Source organism: Hyphomonas polymorpha PS728 (assembly GCF_000685315.1).
Lineage (GTDB): Bacteria > Pseudomonadota > Alphaproteobacteria > Caulobacterales > Hyphomonadaceae > Hyphomonas > Hyphomonas polymorpha.
Map to the genome: position 1 here is coordinate 1 of NZ_ARYM01000032.1, position 19017 is coordinate 19017.

Annotated in this window: 18 protein-coding genes; 10 read left to right on the forward strand and 8 right to left on the reverse strand. The window is 59.7% G+C overall.

Annotated elements, in window-relative coordinates; translation table 11 throughout:
- The 7 genes from HPO_RS17880 to HPO_RS17910 form a co-directional block, all read left to right on the forward strand.
- Positions 1 to 233 (forward strand): MAPEG family protein (locus HPO_RS17880; RefSeq protein WP_035601993.1); only part of this gene is annotated, 233 nt, incomplete at its 5' end.
- Between the two features lie 470 nt (positions 234 to 703).
- The gene (locus HPO_RS20040) at positions 704 to 1540 is read left to right on the forward strand and encodes a universal stress protein (protein WP_051612793.1); all 837 of its coding nucleotides are present in this window, start codon (positions 704 to 706) and stop codon (positions 1538 to 1540) included.
- Between the two features lie 159 nt (positions 1541 to 1699).
- Complete coding sequence (locus tag HPO_RS17890) at positions 1700 to 2203, forward strand: RNA polymerase sigma factor (protein WP_162174068.1); 504 nt, start codon at positions 1700 to 1702, stop codon at positions 2201 to 2203.
- 14 nt (positions 2204 to 2217) lie between these two features.
- The gene (locus tag HPO_RS20045) at positions 2218 to 3237 is read left to right on the forward strand and encodes a FecR family protein (RefSeq protein ID WP_084324434.1); all 1020 of its coding nucleotides are present in this window, start codon (positions 2218 to 2220) and stop codon (positions 3235 to 3237) included.
- A 166-nt stretch (positions 3238 to 3403) separates the two neighbouring features.
- Positions 3404 to 5836 (forward strand): TonB-dependent receptor plug domain-containing protein, encoded by a 2433-nt coding sequence (locus tag HPO_RS17900; RefSeq protein ID WP_084324435.1) that lies wholly within the window; start codon positions 3404 to 3406, stop codon positions 5834 to 5836.
- Positions 5837 to 5850: 14 nt separating this feature from the next.
- Positions 5851 to 7140: an aminotransferase class V-fold PLP-dependent enzyme gene (locus HPO_RS17905; RefSeq protein WP_035601996.1), complete on the forward strand. Its 1290-nt coding sequence runs from the start codon at positions 5851 to 5853 to the stop codon at positions 7138 to 7140.
- Between the two features lie 137 nt (positions 7141 to 7277).
- On the forward strand, positions 7278 to 9956 hold the full coding sequence (locus HPO_RS17910; protein ID WP_051612796.1) for a TonB-dependent receptor: 2679 nt from the start codon (positions 7278 to 7280) through the stop codon (positions 9954 to 9956).
- A gap of 8 nt (positions 9957 to 9964) precedes the next feature.
- Here HPO_RS17910 and HPO_RS20765 read toward each other — a convergent pair whose 3' ends face one another.
- The 3 genes from HPO_RS20765 to HPO_RS17925 form a co-directional block, all read right to left on the reverse strand.
- Positions 9965 to 10639, reverse strand: coding sequence for a TlpA family protein disulfide reductase (locus tag HPO_RS20765; RefSeq protein WP_051612797.1), 675 nt, complete (start codon positions 10637 to 10639; stop codon positions 9965 to 9967).
- A gap of 175 nt (positions 10640 to 10814) precedes the next feature.
- On the reverse strand, positions 10815 to 11087 hold the full coding sequence (locus HPO_RS17920) for a DUF2798 domain-containing protein (protein WP_051612798.1): 273 nt from the start codon (positions 11085 to 11087) through the stop codon (positions 10815 to 10817).
- Positions 11084 to 11659, reverse strand: a complete 576-nt coding sequence (locus tag HPO_RS17925) for an NADPH-dependent FMN reductase (protein WP_035602000.1) — start codon at positions 11657 to 11659, stop codon at positions 11084 to 11086. The genes HPO_RS17920 and HPO_RS17925 overlap by 4 nt, the downstream gene beginning before the upstream one ends.
- A 110-nt stretch (positions 11660 to 11769) precedes the next feature.
- On the opposite strand from HPO_RS17925, the gene HPO_RS17930 reads away from it, so the two are divergent.
- A complete protein-coding gene (locus HPO_RS17930; protein WP_035602003.1) occupies positions 11770 to 12930 on the forward strand; it encodes an enolase C-terminal domain-like protein in 1161 nt (386 codons plus the stop codon).
- Between the two features lie 10 nt (positions 12931 to 12940).
- Here the strand turns inward: HPO_RS17930 and HPO_RS17935 are convergent, their stop codons facing one another.
- Together HPO_RS17935 and HPO_RS17940 are read right to left on the reverse strand one after the other, a co-directional pair.
- The gene (locus tag HPO_RS17935; protein ID WP_035602007.1) at positions 12941 to 13879 is read right to left on the reverse strand and encodes a ketopantoate reductase family protein; all 939 of its coding nucleotides are present in this window, start codon (positions 13877 to 13879) and stop codon (positions 12941 to 12943) included.
- A 2-nt stretch (positions 13880 to 13881) separates the two neighbouring features.
- Complete coding sequence (locus HPO_RS17940) at positions 13882 to 15018, reverse strand: alpha/beta hydrolase (RefSeq protein ID WP_035602009.1); 1137 nt, start codon at positions 15016 to 15018, stop codon at positions 13882 to 13884.
- 212 nt (positions 15019 to 15230) lie between these two features.
- Here HPO_RS17940 and HPO_RS17945 point away from each other — a divergent pair, with 212 nt between their 5' ends.
- Complete coding sequence (locus tag HPO_RS17945; RefSeq protein ID WP_035602011.1) at positions 15231 to 15722, forward strand: MarR family winged helix-turn-helix transcriptional regulator; 492 nt, start codon at positions 15231 to 15233, stop codon at positions 15720 to 15722.
- 23 nt (positions 15723 to 15745) lie between these two features.
- Here HPO_RS17945 and HPO_RS17950 read toward each other — a convergent pair whose 3' ends face one another.
- On the reverse strand, positions 15746 to 16291 hold the full coding sequence (locus HPO_RS17950) for a VOC family protein (RefSeq protein ID WP_035602014.1): 546 nt from the start codon (positions 16289 to 16291) through the stop codon (positions 15746 to 15748).
- A 178-nt stretch (positions 16292 to 16469) separates the two neighbouring features.
- Here HPO_RS17950 and leuC point away from each other — a divergent pair, with 178 nt between their 5' ends.
- Complete coding sequence (leuC, locus tag HPO_RS17955; RefSeq protein ID WP_035602018.1) at positions 16470 to 17891, forward strand: 3-isopropylmalate dehydratase large subunit; 1422 nt, start codon at positions 16470 to 16472, stop codon at positions 17889 to 17891.
- Positions 17892 to 17906: 15 nt separating this feature from the next.
- Here the strand turns inward: leuC and leuD are convergent, their stop codons facing one another.
- Positions 17907 to 18497: a 3-isopropylmalate dehydratase small subunit gene (gene leuD, locus HPO_RS17960; protein WP_035602021.1), complete on the reverse strand. Its 591-nt coding sequence runs from the start codon at positions 18495 to 18497 to the stop codon at positions 17907 to 17909.
- Between the two features lie 2 nt (positions 18498 to 18499).
- Positions 18500 to 18970: a DUF3237 domain-containing protein gene (locus HPO_RS17965; RefSeq protein WP_035602084.1), complete on the reverse strand. Its 471-nt coding sequence runs from the start codon at positions 18968 to 18970 to the stop codon at positions 18500 to 18502.
- Between the last annotated feature and the right edge of the window lie 47 nt (positions 18971 to 19017).

Consider the following 19017-nt stretch of genomic DNA (forward strand, 5'->3'; position numbering starts at 1 on the left):
GGTCGGTCAGGCCGGACGCTTACTTTCTGTTTTTGGGTCTGATCTATGTAGTGGCGGGTGGTTCCGCGTACATTGCTATCCCCATCTTCGGACTATTCGTTCTGGCGCGACTGGGGCACTCATTTGCATATTTGCAGGGGTTACAACCCTGGCGGACACTGACCTTTGCAGCTTCGGTTGTGGCAATCGCTGCGCTCATCTTCGCAACGATCTTCCTGTGGATCAGCCGCTAGCTAAACTTCAATGGCCAGCAATGTGCCACTGTTTGTGTGCTCCCCTCTCGAAGCTCCTGCACCGATGGTCTTGCGTTAGCTGCAGCGCGCAACCGAAGCGTTCTCTCAAATCACGACATCGGGCATGGAACATGAAGCGCAGCTCGCCCCCCTTGGGCTTTCCACAGCAAGGAGTGATGTGGGGACCGCCGCCTGACCAGTAGTTGCCAGCTGATCACCGCAAGTCAGTCTTCGGATCATACTTGTCAGGGAGGCGTCAAGACCGTCCGCACCTTTGAGATTCCGGCCCGCCTGCCAGCACCCGTAATTCTACTTATACTACCCTTGGGGTTTTTGTTGCTCACTGGGCTGACAGGTGGTGCGTCATCCTTGTCCGGATTTCTTTTCTGATCTGAACCGGATTTGGTGCGCCGGCCGCTTACAATGTATCTATTTGACCAAGATATGGTTTGCCAGGGAGGACGGACATCATGCAGCTGAAAGACATTGCCATCTGCGTTGCGAGCGCTCAGGAAGACGCGGGCGCGCTGGACCTTGCGCAGGCGCTGGCCGCCAAGACGGGCGCGCATGTCGCCTGCTCCGCCATCGGCATCATGCCGGCCCCGATCCTCTATAACGAATTCGGCATGGGCGCGGCCTATGTGGAGCAACTCAATCAGGACAAAGAACTGATCGACCGGTTCTGGGCCGACCTCCAGAAGACTCTCGACAAGAAAGACCTGCGCTGCGAACTGCGCCGCCACCGGACCTATGGGACCAATCTGGAATCTCTGGTCGCCACCATTGCGCGGCATGCCGATCTCACAATCATCCGTGCACCTGCGAAAGACATTCTTCAGCCGCACGCCCAGATGATCGAGGCGGCGCTGCTTGGGTCCGGCCGGCCTGTGATGGTTGCGCCCGTGGAGTGGAAATCCGGCCCGGTTGGCAAACGGATTGTGGTTGGCTGGGACGCGAGCCGTGAGGCGGCCCGCGCGGTGCACGATGCGTTGTTGGTGGCCGATGAGGGCGCCGAGATCACCGTGGTGACGGTGGACGCCAAGGCCGGAAGCCTGGACCATGGGGACGCGCCGGGCCTCGACATTGCCGCGCATCTTGCCCGGCACGGGCACAAGGTGACGCTGCGCAACGAAGGCAGCCTCGGGCGTTCTGCGCATGAGGTTATCCTGCAGGTGGCCATGGACAAGAATGCCGACATGATCGTTCTGGGCGGATACCGTCATGCGCGGCTGCAGCAGGCCCTGTTCGGCGGCATGACCCGCAGCATGCTTCGGGATGTGAAGCTGCCGCTGCTTCTGTCGCACTGAAGGCGCTAGCCGCCACCGGTCGCCCCGCCCGGCTTGACAGCCGCGATCAGACAGCCGATGGCGCAGGGCATGCTCCCCGGCGCCTCAGCTGACCCTGCTTCAAACGGCGAAGCCCTGCCTGCTTCTTCGCCCCCGCGAAGTGACGGGGAGCGCGCCGCAATGCGCAATGCCTTCCTGAGGGATCTTTACAGCAATCATTTCGGCGAACTGGTGGGCCGATTGCGCAAGCTCTACGGCGCGGGCCCGCCGGACCCGGAGGATATGGCGCAGGCGGCGTTTGAACAGATCGCCCGGCTGGACGACTTCTCCCGCATCCAGTCTCCGCGCGCGTTCCTCTTCCGGACGGCCATCAACCTGACCCTGAATGCCCGCAGCCGGGAAAAGCGCGCCCGCGCCCATGCGGAATTGGAAAAAACTCAATTTCCTGACGCGGAGCTGGAAGAAAATTCTCCCGAAATTGTCTTCATGGGGAAACAGGCAATCATAGCGCTGGCCGATGTTCTGAAGGCGCTGCCGCCCAAGCAAAGGGAAATCATCCTGCGCAGCCGGTTTCATGGTGAAACCTATGCCCAGATCCGCGCCGCCACCGGCTGGAGTGAGGCTGACATTTCCCGTCAGCTTACCCGCGCCCTGGAAACCATTCAGCAGGCACTCCGCCCCTAGATTTCCGGTACCCCATGACTTCTGCACTGCCTCCTCCGGATAAGACTGCGCCGCCCCCCACCGGGGTGGAGGCAGAGGCGTGCGCCTGGATGGCATACCTGCTTGGGGCAGAGCACACTCCGGATAAAGACAAAAAGCTGGAGCTTTGGCTGGCCGCCTCTCCGGACCATCGCCGGGCGCTAGAAGGGCTGCGGGCTGGCTGGATGGCGATTGCTGAGGTGGAGGGCGTTGAAGATATTCTTTCAGCCCCGGCAAGGATAGCCGTCCCCCGTGCGGGACGGCCGGCTGCGCCCTCGCGCCAACGCCGGCGCTTGGTCGCCGGTCTATTGGCAGCTGCAGCCTGCGGCGTTGCCCTTATCTTTGTTGCCCCACTGATGCAGACGGCCCCCTCCGAAGACATCTACCTTGCCACCGCAATCGGCGAGATCCGGACCTTCGATCTTTCGGATGGAAGCCGGCTGACCCTGGACGCCGGCTCGGAGGTCAAGGGGCGCTTCACGCGCGATCAGCGCTCGCTCACCCTGGTGGAGGGTAACGCCTATTTCGACATCGCCCGGGCACCGGAACGCCCGCTGGACGTTCGCGCGGGCGATGTTCAGGTCAAGGTTCTGGGCACGCAGTTCGATATACGCCGGCGCCCGGCTGAAACCATCATCAGTGTCGAAGAGGGGCATGTGGCGGTTACCGGGGTGCAGGGGCTCCCGGCTGTCTCCCTTACGGGTGGACTTCAGGTTACCTACCGCACCGGCAAGGGTTTTGACGCAAGCGCGACCTTTGATGCGGCCCGGTCCGCAGCATGGCGCCGCGGCCAACTCTATTATGTGGACGCGCGCCTTGGCGACATAATCGACGATGTGAACCGCTACAGCGCGCGGCCGATCACGCTTGCGGATCAAACCCTTGGCGATCTGCGCCTCACCATGAGCTTTTCGGTCAACCAGATCGAGATCATGCTTGCGGGGCTCGACGAAGCCTATCCGCTCGACATCAACTATACGTCATCGGAAATTCATATTTATTCCGTGTCCGAATAACCCTGAAGATGACGGTTCCGTGAAAGCGGTGAACCTTTTGTGAAGTTTGGCTCCGGCCTGAAATTCCCGCCTCCCTCATCTGTCTTCCCGGCGTCCACACCTTTTGTGCGGACGGATCTCTGGCCCGAATGGCCGGGGTCTCTCAAGTCTTTTTCCGGGGAACCCGATGACCAACACGTTTTCTCTTCGCGCGGCCCTTTTGCTGGTGACATCTGGCATTGCGCTTGGCTGCGCCCTGCCCGCCCTTGCGCAGGAGGCTGATGAAACGGCTCAGCCAACCGAAGCCTATGTCCAGGATGCCGTGATCGTGACCGGTACGCGCGGCGCGCCGCGTACGGCGTTTGACAGCCTTGCGCCGGTGGATGTGATCTCGGGCGATGCGATCAATCTCACCGTCTCGGACGAGGTGATGGATACGCTGGCTCAGCTCGTGCCATCTTTCAATGTGAAGCGTCTTCCGATGGCCGATGGCCAGGTATTTGTGCGCCCGGCCTCTCTCCGCGCCCTCTCGGCAGACCACACGCTGGTGCTTGTGAATGGCAAACGCTTTCACCGCTCCGCTCTGCTCGGCTCCAACGGCGCGCAGGCAGCCGACCTGGCGCAGATCCCGTCCTACGCGATCAAACGCATCGAGGTGTTGCGCGATGGCGCATCGGCACAGTATGGCTCTGATGCCATTGCTGGCGTGATCAACATCATTCTGGAAGACAAGCCGGGCACCCGCGTCTTTGCTCAGGCTGGCCAGTATTACAAAGGCGATGGCGAACAATATCGCCTGGGCGCTCAGCAGGGCTTTGCGTTTGACCGCGGCTACTTCAACCTCTCCGGCGAATATACAGATGCGCAGCCCACCTCTCGCAGCCGTCAACGTCCGGATGCGGAGCAGCTGCAGGCGCAGTTTCCTGACCTGAAAGTTCCAAACCCGGTTCAGAACTGGGGCCAGGCAGAGCGTCAGGCATTCCGCTTTGCCATGAATGGCGCTTATCAGTTTGACGCGAGCGAGCTTTATGTTTTCGGCACCCATGGCTGGGGTTCAGGCGTGTCGGATTTCAACTGGCGCAACCCGCTGACCACCAACACTTATGGCAACAGTACGGTGGATCCCAATTATGATCTCACCGAGATTTTCCCGGCGGGCTTCACCCCGAAATTTGGCCAGGACGACGAAGATTTCTCGCTGACCGGCGGTTATCGCAGCACCAATGCGGAAGGCTTCTCCTACGACTTCAGCGCCAGCTATGGCCTGAACGACATTGACTACTTCATGTATGAGTCGATCAACGCATCGCTCGGCTCGGCAAGCCCCACCAGCTTTGACATCGGCAATCTGCGTCAAACCGAGTTCAACCTGAACGCCGATTTCGTTTATCCGGTGGCGCTTGGCTTCCTGGCAGATGATCTCAACATCGCCTTTGGCGCCGAGCGGCGCTTGGAGAAGTATGAAATCTCGGCCGGCGAATATGCCTCCTATGCTGTCGGTCCGCTGGCTGCAGAAGGTTTCCCTTCGGGCTCCAACGGCTTTCCGGGATTCAGCCCGGCCCAAGCTGGCAACTGGGATCAGGAAAGCTATGCTGCGTATGTCGATCTTGAAGCCCCAGTCACCAGCCGCTGGACGGTGGGCGCTGCGCTGCGTTACGAAGATTTCTCGGTCTTCGGCGACAACATCGACGGCAAGCTGTCGACCCGCTTTGAATTGGCCGATGGCCTTGCTCTGCGCGCTACGGCCTCTACGGGCTTCCGCGCGCCCACGCCTGCGCAGCTGTTCAGTGAGCGGATCACACAAGGTCTCGACACGACCACGCTTAACGTGTTCACCAATGGCCGCTACAGCCCGCAGGGTCCGGTTGCCGAGATCATCAGCGCGCGTCCGGGTGTTACGATCAATCCGCTGGAACCTGAAGAGTCCCAGAACGTGTCGCTGGGTCTTGCCTGGAATTCGGGCTTTGGTCTGACGGCCACGCTTGATGCCTACCAGATCGACGTGGACAACCGCCTCGGCACCTCTGCCACCTACCGTCTGACCGCTGAAGAGCGTGCGCAGCTGGTGGCCCTGGGTGTGCCCAGCGGCGAAAGCATCACTTCGGCTTTCTTCTATCAGAACGACTTTGACACCCGCACCCAAGGCTTGGACCTTGTTCTTTCCTGGGGCCGTGACGTGGGGCCTGGCAACCTCAACCTGACCGGCGCCTACAATTACAACAAAACAGAAGTGCGTGCCGGCAGCCTTGCCACCAATCCGGACACAGCCGCCCGCTTCGAAAAAGGCATTCCCGGCAGCACCGGCAATGTTCAGGCCACCTACTCGCTGGGTAATTGGGAAGTGTTTGGACGTCTGCGCTATTATGGCGAGTGGCGGGACTTCTCGGACAACGCCAACGGTGTTGTCTATCAGGACTTCGGCTCGATGGTGCTGATGGATATCGGTGCCACCTGGAAGGTGACGGATGCCGTCAGTGTCCGGATCGGTGCTGAAAACCTGTTCGACTCCTATCCGGACGAAGCCACCTATCAGGCAAATCGCGGGCTTATCTACTCCCGTAACGCGCCCTATGATACCGATGGCGGGCAATACTACATCCGGACCGACATCCGCTTCTGAGGTAATCTGATACCATGACGATCACACGACGCATGGTCCTGAAGGGGGCAGCCGCTGGCGCGGCTGCCCTTGGGGCCGTTTCCGGAACTGGGGCCACCCTCCCGCGGGAAACCTCACCAGTTCGCCCAGAAGACGAGGCCTATTGGGCCAGAATTGCGGCTCAGTATGAAGTGACCAGTGAGGTCACCAATTTCGAGAACGGATATTGGGGCCTGATGGCACGCCCCGTGCTGGAGGCTTTCAAACGCCACACAGACTATGTGAACCGGCAGAACTCCTGGTATGCGCGCCGCCAGTTCTACAAGGACATCGAACCCATTCGCGCCCGCCTGGCCGCTTTTCTTGGCGCCGGCGAAGACGAGATCGTTTTTACCCGCGGGGCCACCGAAGCGCTGCAGGCCATCCTGCGCGGCTATAACGGGCTGAAGCCAGGCGACGCGGTGATGTATGCCGACATCGACTACGACTCCATCCAGACCGCGATGGAAACTCTGGCGTTGCGCAATCAGTGCCGCGTCGTGCGTCTGGAGGCCCCGGAGCCCGCAGAATTTGATGAAATCCTCGATTTCTATGAAGCCGCGCTTGATGCAAACCCGGATGTGAAGCTTCTCCTGCTCACGCATATCAGCCATCGGAACGGGCTGAGGGTTCCGGTCAGGGAGATTACGGCTCTGGCGCGGGAGCGCGGGGTCGATTGCATCGTCGATGCCGCTCATTCCTGGGGCCAGACCACCTTTACGGTCGATGACCTTGGCGCCGATTTTGCCGGGTTCAACCTGCACAAATGGATGGGCGCGCCGCTAGGCGCCGGGCTGATGTACATCCGGCGCAGCCGGCTTGAGGCCATATCACCGGACATTTCTGAATTGCCTGAAGGTGTAGGCGGCATCCAGAACCGCGTTCATACCGGCACGACAAACTTTGCCACCTTCCTTACTCTTGGCGACGCTCTGGATTTCCATCTGGAGATCGGGCCGGAAAACAAGGCAGCTCGCCTGGCCCATTTGCGGAACCTGTGGGTGCGGGAAGTTCGCACCATTCCCGGACTGGACATCCTGACCGCAGATGATCCGCGCGTGCATGCGGGGATCACTTCCTTCCGATTGGCGGGACATGCCGGCGCACGCGCGAACCAGGCAATCGTCGAGCATCTGATTGACCGGCACGGCATTTTTACCACGCACCGCACCGGCCTGGCGCGCGGAGCCTGTGTGCGCATCACTCCGGCTCTTTATAACTCCGCTGACGATTGCACCCGCCTTGCCGCCGCGCTGGTGGAAACCGCCGAGGCTTTCCGGTCCTGACCTGAGCCGGCGGAGGTGTTGCAGCCCGGCGTCACTCTGGGGGCAAATGCAGCCATGGCCTGCCATTGTCATTCTGCTGTCATGGCTGACCGCTTGAAAGCAGCGTGAAGCGTGCGGCGCAGCCGCCGGAGAGGACGATGCCCCGCAGCCTGGCGGCTTTCGCATTGAGTTGCTTGGCTGCCGGGCCTGCCTTGGCGGCTCCCGGCGGTATCAATGTCGATGCCCAACCGTTGGCGGACGCTCTCAACCAACTCGCAGCCGAGACCGGCTTTGTGATCATCGCCAATGCGCCAGACCTGAGCGCGCGGCAGGCGCCCCGGATCGCCGGGGCTGGCGATGTGGAGGAAGCGCTCACCCTCCTTCTGGAAGGCTCGGGGCTGCGCTACAAGTCCCGTACCAAAGGCGTATGGGTGATAGAGGCAGATGCCCCGGCCACTGCCCGCTCTGCCCCGCTGACGACCAAACCGGTTGCGCCCCTCAGACTGCCACCCCTGCAGGACAGCTTGCGGATATTTGACCCTGTCGTGGTAACAGGATCGCGCACCCTCCCGCTGTTCAGCGAGAGCATGGCTCCAATCGAAGTTCTTCCCGGGCAGGAGATCATGGCGCCTGCTTCCGACGATGTGATCGACATCCTCGCGCACCTCGTGCCCTCGTTTACTGCCCAGCGCCTGCCGCTCAGCGATGGCAATGTTTATGTGCGCCCCTCGCGGCTGCGTAATCTTGCGCCGGACCACACGCTCGTCCTCATCAATGGAAAACGGCGCCACAAATCCGCTTTGCTTGGGCCAGAGGGAGCGCAGGCGCCGGATCTGGCACAGATTCCCGCCGGCGCGATCCAGCGCATCGAAATCCTCAAGGATGGCGCCTCCGCTCAGTATGGCGCAGATGCCATTGCCGGGATTATCAATATCATCACTCGCGACGAAGCCGGAATTGATATCTTCACACAGCATAGTCAGTATCAGGATGGTGATGGGGAGCAATATCGCCTGGGAATTGCCTGGGGCGCGGAGATGCATCGTGCCCGGTGGCGGATCACCGGCGAGTATAGCCACGCCGCCCCAACGTCTCGCGCCCGCCAGAGAGAAGATGCCCTGGCCTGGCAGCAGGAGCATCCGGAAGTCGCATTGCGCAATCCCGTCCAGCGCTGGGGACAGCCGGAACGGGAAGACATCCGCAGTTTGATGAATTTTGCCTACGTCCGGGACAATGGCGGCGAGATTTACGCGCAAGGGAGCTATAATCAGGGGGCCGGCCTTTCAGATTTCAACTGGCGCCACCCGGAAACTGCCAGCCTTTACGGCCCCACAGATGCCTTCGAAGATTTCAGTCTGGCCGACGTGTATCCCAACGGTTTTACCCCGCAGTTCGGGCAGGACTACAGGGACGGCGCCCTTCTCTCTGGCTATCGCAATGCGGGTGATCGTCTGGATTTCGATATCAGCGCCGGCTTCGGGCGTAACCGTATCGATTATTTCCTCTTCGACACAATCAATGCGTCCATGGGGCCGGAAAGCCCCACCGCATTCAACACCGGAAGCCTTCAGCAGACAGAGTATACGGTGAATGCCGATCTGCGTCAGAGCCTTGCCTGGAGCCTCCCTTTATCCCTTGCCTATGGCACGGAGTATCGCCGCGAAATCTATACTATCCGCGCCGGTGATCCTGCATCTTATGCCATTGGCGCCGGCGCGGTGGATGGGCTTACTTCCGGCTCCAACGGCTTTCCCGGCTATACGCCGCTTCAGGCGGGAGATTTCGATCAGGAAAGCCATGCTGTCTATGCCGACTTTGAATCGAACCTTACCCCGCGCCTGAAACTGGGAATGGCCGCCCGCTATGAAGATTATTCCGGCTTTGGCGAGGCCATCACCGGCAAGGTTTCGGCGCGCTATGCGCTGGGGAACGGCGCGGCCTTGCGCGCCACGGTCTCAACCGGCTTCCGCCCGCCAACGCCCGGCCAGATATTTGGGGAACGCACCTCGCAGGGGGTCAGCGCGCTGACGCTCGATGTGTTCACTCAGGGCCGGTTCTCGCCAACCGGTCCAGTGGCGGCCATTTTGAACGCACGTCCGGATGTATCTATCGCGCCTTTGCGTCCGGAAATGTCGGAAAATCTGTCAGCAGGCATCATCTTCTCTCCGGCCGACAAACTGTTCCTGTCTCTGGATGCTTACCAGATTGAGATCGATGATCGGTTCACTCTGTCTGACATCTACGCTCTTACCCCGGTTGAGCGCGCGCGACTGACGGCCCTGGGCGTGCCGGGCGGAGAAAGCATAACTGAAGTTACGTTTTTCCAGAATGACTTCCGGACCCGGACGCAAGGGCTGGATCTGATGGCGCAGTTCAGCCATTCCGTTTCGAACGGCGAAGTTTCCATCAAGGCCTCCTATACCTACAATACGATCAAGGTTCTGAATGGATCTCTCCAGGACAATCCCGTTCGGCTGCGCCGGTTTGAGGAGTTCCTGCCGGCTCATTCGGCTCAGACAACCGCCAGCTTTGACCACGGCCCTTGGCGGCTGGAAGGGCGGGTGCGGTTGAGCGGAGCCTGGTCCGACTATGCCGATGACGAAAATCTCAGCCTGCAGAGGTTCGGGGCGAAGGCATTTGCCGATATTGCAATCAGCTACGCGCTCACTGATCAGTGGCGTCTACGCATCGGCGCGGAAAATCTGTTCAACACCTATCCGGATGAAGCCGGCCTGCAGAAATCAAAGGGGCTGATATACTCCCGCAATGCCCCTTATGATACTGACGGGGGGCTGCTCTATGTCCGCCTTTCCTGGGCAGACGGGAAACAGCCCTGATCACCAGTTCACTTAAGCGCGCTTTCGATTTCCCGGATGCCGTTCATCAGCGCCGCTCTGGATATCTCGCCCACATGGGTTTTATAGATCATTCCATCGGCGCCGACAAAAAGAGTTGCCGGCAAGGCCCGTGATCCAACAGCAGCAGAGAGCGATTGATCAGGATCGAGCAGGATCATGCCGGACTGGATGCCCTCCCTCTCCAGGAATTTGCGAATGACAGATGAGTCCTCGCCCTGATTGATGAGCAATACCGGGACTGCTGATCCTTCAGCAACCTCAACAAGCATTGGCATTTCCCTCCGGCAGGGTCCACACCAACTGGCCCAGAGGTTCACCACGAAGGGCCTTCCCGCCAGGCTTTCGAGTTGCAACGGTGTTTGCTCAAGCGTTTCGATTTGCACATCCATCGGAAAGGGCGTCTTTTCGCGCGTCTCCAGCGCAAAGCTCGCTGCCTGGAAGACCGCGAAAAGAAGACCCGCGCCTGCGGCCAGAACAACGGCGGAGCGCCGCCCCTTGCCTCCAACCAATATCACGCCGGCTGCGGCCAGAACCCCGGCCCATGCGGTGAAACCACCCTGCCAGACGGCAAGGATTGACCAGGGCTCCGCCAGGTAGGCCGGATATTCTGGACCACGAAAGCCAGGCGCGCGGCCAACACACCAATCATCACCGCGCTCCACGAGAGCCGCCCGAAATCGTCTCCCGAACGCCGCGCAAGAACTCCCGCGCCCGCCAGAAACAGCCAGACCAGCAAGATACCTATCAGGCGATCTGCGGCCAGAACCAACGGTCCAATCTCAATCATATTGTTCGTACTCACATCATCCCGGCAGGCCTCGCGCCACGCCGCAGCCGTCAAACCGGACGGCAGATGAGACGAACGAGACGGCGAACGATGGGCATTACGACGAGGACGACCGGAAAGGCAAGCAGCCAGCTGATCAGCCAGGCACTGAGCCAGGCGCCGAGAAGACCTGACGTGATGCCCTCGCTTTTTATCGTGGAAACCAAGGAAACGAACGCGCACATGAAAATTGAGAGAAGCAAGGATGTCATGAACGGCGCGTAGCCCGGTGGCAGGCGGAAACGGGCGTCAGAAAGGGTGGAGGGAGACACCTTGTTCGTCATTTGAGCGATCCTGCAGTCTTGATGACGCGCTGCACCAGCAATGGCAGAACCTGGGCCGCAACCGGATCGGTCAGCGCCGCGCCGTCGAAAGCGCGATCTGCGAAGGGCACGGCCGCCTGCTCCGGAACAACGAGCATCTGGACCGTACCGAGGATCTGACGCAGATGCATCAGTCCCCGCAGGCCGCCATACGGACCCGGAGAGGCAGACAGAATGCCCGCAACCTTGCCCCGGAACGCGCTGAGCGCGAGCGGCCCCTCCCCATCGGTTGGCCGAGAGGCCCAGTCTATGGCATTCTTGAGTAGCCCACTGACCGATCCGTTATACTCCGGCGATGCAATCAGGATTGCGTCCTGCTCAACGAAGAGAGCCTTCAGGCGGCGGGCGCTTTCGGGGAAAGCCGTTGTCTCCAGCCTGTGGGAATATATCGGGAGGTCAAAATCTTCCAGCCGGATGGAAGTGACCTCTGCGCCCTGCGCGCTGGCGAGCGTGGCGGCGCAGTCAGCCAGCCGCTGGTTGAACGAGCCGTCCCGCCCACTCCCCGCCAAAACAAGTATTCTCACGGCCGACATTTTACCCTCCCGCGCATTATCTCAAAGAAGAAGCATGGACATATATTACTTAGCTAGCTACTTATTTTGACCCATACAAGCCTTGTTCGCGCCGATGCCGGGGGAGCCATATGAAGATCGTAGAAATCCGGGAAATGCCGGTGCGCCTGTCGGGCAATATCGCCAATGCTGTGGTGGACTTCTCCCGGCATACGGTGTCACTGGTTGCGGTGGTCAGCGATGTCATGCGTCACGGTCGGCCGGTAACAGGCTTTGCGTTCAATTCCATAGGCCGCTTTGCGCAATCCGGGATCATCCGGGAGCGGCTCATTCCGCGCGCTGCCTCTGCCCCGGCTGAGACATATCTCGGCCTAGATGGATGCCTCTCTCCGGCGGCGCTAACCAAAGTTCTCATGAAAGATGAGAAGCCGGGCGGCCACGGAGACAGGGCCTCTGCGATTGCGGCAATTGAACTCGCCGCCTGGGATCTCCTCGCCAAGCTTGAGGATCAACCGGCAGCCAATACCATCGCAAAGGCGTTTGGAAGGACACAGGCCGACAAGGTCAGCGTATATGCAGCTGGCGGTTATTATTATCCCGAGGGCGGCGCAGACAGGCTGCGCGACGAACTGAAAGCTTATCAGGATATGGGCTTTACGCAGTTCAAGATGAAAGTAGGCGGTGTTCCGTTAAAGGAAGATATCGCCCGGCTCGAAACAGCCGTAGAGCAGGCAGGTTCCGGAAGGCGTATTAGCGTCGATGCCAATGGGCGGTTTGGCCTTGAAGACGCGATCTCTCTGGGCGAACGGCTGAAGCCCTATCAGCTGCGCTGGTATGAGGAGGCGGGAGATCCACTGGACTATGATCTCAACCGACAAGTGATTGACGCCTATCAGGGGCCCGTGGCTACGGGCGAAAACCTGTTTTCCATTCCGGATGTGCGTAATCTTTTGCGCCATGGCGGCATGCGGCCCGGCATCGATATTTTCCAAATGGATGCCGGCCTCAGCTATGGGCTGACCGAATATGCCGGGATGATTGCCCTGATGGAGGCCTCCGGCTTCAGCCGGACGATGGCCTTTCCGCATGGCGGGCACCTGCTGAACCTGCACATAGTCGCCGGGCTGAACCTTGGCGGCTGCGAGGCGTATCCAGCGGTGTTCCAGCCTTTCGGAGGCTACCTGCCCGGTCTTCCCATCACGGAGGGAATGATCGAAGTACCCCAGCAGCCTGGGTTTGGGTTGGAGGCCAAGCCGGAACTTCGTCCCTATATTGATCAGATCTCGGGCTGAAAGACGCTAATCAGGCGCCGCCTCGGCGGCCTTCGAAGGATTTCACCAGCGCCGTCAACACGGCATTCACCGGCGCCGCAAGGCCGATCCTGGCCGCCTCACGGGGAACGGCGCCGTTGATATAGTCAACTTCTGTCTGGCGGCCCGACTCCAAATCCTGCAACAGGGATGGCTTTGCTGCGGCGACACGCTGGGCAAAGGCACGAATATAGGCCTCGGGATCACTTACCTTGAGCGCCACACCGGCGGCGCGCGCAATTTCCCAAGCCTCAAGGCCAGCAGCAATACAAACCTCACCCAGAGCCGGATCCGCCAGCGCCTCACCAACCGTAAGCCCGGAAATAGCACAGGGCGCGCTGAAGGAAGCGTTACAGATCAGCTTTTCCCACTGCATACTGACGATATCGTCAGCCGCTTCGGCATTGAACCCCGCGCTGCGCCAGAGCTCTGCAATCTCGGAAATCCGGTCTGCAGGAAGGCTCCCATAGGCCCCGATCTGAATGGCCCCCATTCCGGCGTGGCGCGCATGGCCGGGCGATACTACCGACGCGCCAAAGCCTGCTGCAATCCCTACGGCCACCCTCTCTTCCCCGAAGAATTCCGCCACCATATCTGCAGCGCCCAGCCCGTTCTGCATCGTAAGGATAACAGTTTGGGGGCCGGCCATTGGGGCCAGCCCCTGGAGAGCGCCAGCTACCTGGGTAGCCTTCATAGCCAGAATAATGAGATCGAACACCTCATTGGGCGGCGCCGTGAGCGCCCGCACCTGAACTGTCCGGTCACCACTCGCCCCCTCCAGACGCAGGCCACTGGCAGCGATGGCCTCAATGTGCGCCCCCGGACGGCTTATAACCACCGGCTGATGGCCAGCAGCAGCGAAAAGGCCGGCAAAAACCGATCCCATGGCGCCGCCGCCGACGATGGCGATACTCTGAGGCTTTGTGCCCATGCTTAGATCCGCGCCTGAAGCCAGCTTGAAACAACATCGGCTGCGTCATGCCGATGCTGCGCAGATTCCTCGAAATAATGCGCACCGGGAAGCATCTGCAACTGCTTGTCGGACGCGCCGATGGCGTTGTGAATACGGGCCGCATCACTCGGAAAAACACCGGTATCCGCCGTACCCTGAATAACCAGAGAAGGCACTGTCAGCTTTTTAAGGTGCGGCTCTCCCTGGCAATCCGAAGTTTCCAGCGACCACATGGAAAGCCAGCTGGTCAGCATCGACGCGCGGCCAATACTCGGGCTTCTGTTGGCAATGACGGGATCGCCACGATAACACCAGCGCGGTTTGCGGTCGGAGGGATCCAGGGAGGGGTCCATGCAGCGCAAGTCGCCCCACATACGGAAGAGCGGGAAGATACGGTCTGGAATTCCGGCAGCATTAAGACGGGCAAGCTCAGCCTTCACCCAATCGGTGATGCGCTGGTTGCGGGCGCGCTGGGCGGCGCGGTAACGGGTGACAAATTCAGGCGAATAGGGCGGGCCATTGTCAGGATTGAACGGATCCAGCGACGAGTCCGTGGCGACGGGGTCCCATTCATCCGTCACTGAAGCATCCATCCAGTCAGTCATCACTTCCGGGCGGCCGATATGGGCGTTGCTGGAAACATAGAAATCAGCCGGTGGCAGAGCGGCCAGGCGTTCAGCGCCGGCACCTTTCAGTTTTCCGGAGAGCGTGGAGCGGGTTGCCTCAGCCTGATAGGCCGCCATCAGCGAACCGCCGCCGGAGTTTCCAAAGAGCACAACTGTCTCGACGCCTGCCACCTCGCGCAGCCATTTGACCCCCACACTGATGTCCACCAGCGCATGTTCCAGAAGGAACATGTCCTCGGCACCGCGATAGCGTGTATTCCAGCCGAGGAAACCATACCCCCGAGAGGCGAGATACGCGGCGAAATAGTGTTCGCTGAAGTCGACATTGTAATGGGTGGCGATGAAGGCCACGCGCGGATTTGGGGTGCCTTTGGGGGTCCAGTAAATCCCCTGGCAGGGATGCCCTCCCGCCATGATCCTGGGAGACGTGGGCGATTCACTGCTTACGAAACGGCTATCGACTGTGTCCTCAATCAGGCCTTTATCGGTCATTCGGACGGTCCTCCAATTGTCTGTACAGGAAACATGCCAAAGGGCTGCTTCTTCTGATTTCGTGCGGTAGCAAATCTCAGGAGATTTGCATAGCTACCTAACCTTTTTTGAGCTAACTTTCTTCAACTATCCCCGTCCCGCCCGGCAACCGGTGCTTGCCTTGAAACGCGCACCCTCCATATAGTTCGGGAATGAACAGGAGCGCATTTCGCATGACAAAAAAAGCCGGAACTGAAAGCCCTTACTCCGAATGGAGCAACAGTCTTGGCTATCTTGTGCGGAAATCCTTCCGGTCGGTCTCCCGCGCGCTGGAAGCGCGCACCTCCGCGTATGGCGTGACAGCGTCACAATGGCATTTCCTGCGGGTGCTGTGGATCGAGGACGGCATCAGTCAGCGTGAACTCAGCCAACGGGTAAGCATGCGCGAGCCAACCACCGTGATTGCCGTCAAACGTCTGGAAAAGGCTGGTCTGATTACCCGAAAGCAGAGCTCCGAAGACGGCCGCAAGATCAACATCTTTCTTACGCCCAAGGCCAGGGCCCTGAAGGCAAAGCTCATGCCTCTGGTTGAAGAGGTCAATGAGCTCGCCACAAAGGGGCTGACCGCCAAGGAAAAGTCCGAGCTGCGGCGTCTGCTAACAAAGGTGAACCAGAATCTCGAATCCGAAGACCGGATGATCCAGACACCCGCTCCGCCGCCCTGATCTGCCGCGGTCCGGCTTGAACGTTAGACCTCCTCAACCGAGATGGGCTCGTGGGCGACATCGCTTTCGTCGAATGTCTTGGTCCAGGAAGCAAACTCCAGGCAGATGCCATCGGGGTCGAAGAAGTATACCGACCGTACAAACACATCGTCAGTCACTTCAGCGCTGACCTGCATCGGCGAATTGTCGTGATTGAGGATCGGTGTGACATCGACCCCGCGCTCGATCAGGCGCTGATAGTATTCGTCAAACTTTTCTGCCGGAACATTCAGTGCAATATGGTTCATTGATCCGTGCGCAGAGACAAAGCTTCCGCGTGTCGGCAGGGTAGACGGCGCCGAAATTCCCGGCACGGCCTTTGGCGCATCCGGGAACCAGAAAAAGGCAATGCAATCGCCGTTGCCGCAGTCAAAGAAAAAATGCTGGCCTGAATTATTGGGCAGGTTGATCGTCTTGATGAGGGGCATGCCCAGCGTATCGCGGTAAAACTCAACCGTTTTCTTCATGTCGCGGCAGACCAGCGCGAGGTGATTTACGCCTTTGAACTCGAACGGACGTTGTTCAGCCATTTGTTCCTCCTGCCCTGTTATTTGCTTAAGGAGATCAGGGCTCATTTACATAGATAGCTAATTCAAATTGGTCCGCAAATCAATTCATCTGCCTGGCGCCAGCCGGTTCAGCTTGCCAAACCGGTCACAGCCAATAAGTTAGCTATCTAACCTTCAGAATATCTGACCGGAGCCTTTCATGACAGGCAAAACAGCCCCTGCCCGGCCGCAAACTCTGTATGAAAAACTGTGGGATGCGCACCTTGTTGCCGAGGACAATGGCGAAGCTATTCTCTACATTGATCTTCACATGCTGCATGAGGTGACGTCTCCTCAGGCCTTCTCCCGCCTGAAAGCTCTGGGGCGCCCGTTACGCCGGCCGGACCTGACGCTGGCGATGGCGGACCATTGCGTGCCCACTATCAGGCAGGAACTGGGAACTCCCGGAATTGAGGACACCGCGTCGCGCCTGCAAATCGAAGCGCTATCGCGCAACAGCGCGGAATTCGGCGTTGAGCACTACACGCTGGGAGATCTTCGCAATGGGATCGTGCATGTCGTGGGGCCTGAACTCGGGCGAACCTTACCGGGCATGACCATCGTGTGTGGAGACAGCCACACATCGACGCACGGCGCCTTTGGCGCGCTGGCCTTCGGGATCGGAACCTCCGAGATCGAGCATGTCATGGCAACCCAGGCCATCCGGCAACGGAAATCCAAAAATCTGCAGATCATCGTCAACGGGCAGCTGCAGGAGGGCATTACGGCCAAGGATCTGGCCCTCAAGCTCATCTCTGTTCTAGGCGTGGATGGGGCGACAGATCATGTGATCGAATATAGCGGTGAAGCGATCTCGACCCTTTCCATGGAAGGCCGCATGACGCTCTGCAATATGAGCATTGAAGCAGGGGCGCGTGCCGGCTTGATCGCCCCGGATGAAACAACATTCGCCTATCTGAAACAGCGAATGCCGGCGGATGCCTGGGCGGCGCACCTGCCGGGCTGGAGGGCGCTCCAGACCGATGAAGACGCCCTCTTTGATCGGACGGTTACGCTGAATGCCTCAGATGTTGGCCCCGTCGTCTCCTGGGGCATCAATCCAGCGCAAAGTATTGCCATCGACGCGCAAATCCCAGACCCTCGCGATCAGGCCGATCCGAGAGTGCGGGCGGTGATGGAGCGCGCCCTCGGCTATATGCAGCTTGCCCCGGGGACGCCCATTGCTGGTACGGCAATAGACAGGGTGTTCATCGGATCCTGCACCAATGGCCGCATCGAAGACCTGCGGGCGGCGGCGATCATCCTGAAGGGCCGAAAAGTTCACGGGAGCGTGAAGGCAATTGTGGTCCCAGGATCCGGCCTTGTCCGCCAGGCAGCCGAGGACGAAGGGCTCGACAAGATTTTTATGGATGCCGGATTTGAGTGGCGCCAGCCAGGCTGTTCCATGTGCGCCGCGATGAACTCCGACCGGTTGAGCCCCGGCGAGCGATGCGCGTCGACGTCAAACCGAAACTTTGAAAACCGGCAGGGTCCCGCTGGACGCACACACCTGATGAGCCCGGCCATGGCTACAGCAGCCGCTATAACCGGTCAGATAACGGATTTTCGCACACTTATTTGAAGCGCTGAAACCAGCTCACAGCTTGCGGTTCGATTCGAAATCCGAAAGAGCGTCAGAATATTTCAGTGTACGGGAAATATCGTCTAGCCCCGCCAGAAGAGTATCACGAAAGTCCTCCCGAACATCGAAGGAATGGGTTTGGCCGTCTGGGCCGGTTACCAGGCATTCCTCAAGGTCCACACGCACCAACGTGTTCTTCCCAGCAGATAAGGTCGCCATCAGCGTATCGCAGATCGCTCCCCTCAGGGTCACGGGCAAAATGCCATTCTTGACACAGTTGGTCGCAAAGATTGTCCCGAAGGTGGGCGCGATAATTGCCCGGAATCCGAAATCGTCTAGCGCCCAGGCTGCATGTTCCCGGGAGGAGCCGCAGCCAAAATTCTCCCGGGCGACGAGGATCTCTGCCGCGCGCCATGGGGGCTGGTTGAGCACGAAGTTCCCTCGCTCTCCACCGCCCGCTTCATACCGCCAGTCATTGAACAGACGACGGCCCAGCCCCTCCCGCGTCAACGTTTTCATAAACCTGGCTGGAAGTATCTGATCGGTATCGATATGAGCAATGGGCAGCGGCGCCGCTATTGCGGTCACCGCCTTGAAAGGACGCATTCTTACAGCACCTCGAATACGTTGTAGCGGACGGCGCCGCCGATGGAATCGCCAAGACCGACAGCCACGATATTGTTCAACCAAGCATATCGCTCATCTCCGGTTTCGAAGATTGGCGTAGTTCGAAAATATACCTGCGCCCGCTCGGCATCATTGGCCGGTCCGCCGCGCACGGAATACTCTCTTACCTTGCTCATAGGCCTGAGCACGCCGCGATAGGACACAAAGATCAGTGCGCCATCGTGGGTTTCCATTGTGACGCGGGCATCGAGACGCAGGGTATCATTTTCGTCAATGGTTGCCCAATCGCCACCACCCGGAACTATCCGGCCCCGGAGACGCTCCCCTTCAACCACCCCCCCGGTGAGCACGGCGATCATGCGGCGGCCGAAATGGGCCTTGCCGATCATCTGCTGAGGCTCGTTCAGATCAGCGCGGTAGGTGCAAAGATATCGGAAAGCGGGGTTTTGCATGATGGAAGTCCCAAAAAGTGAGGGCGCGCCGGGCAAATTGCCTGCGC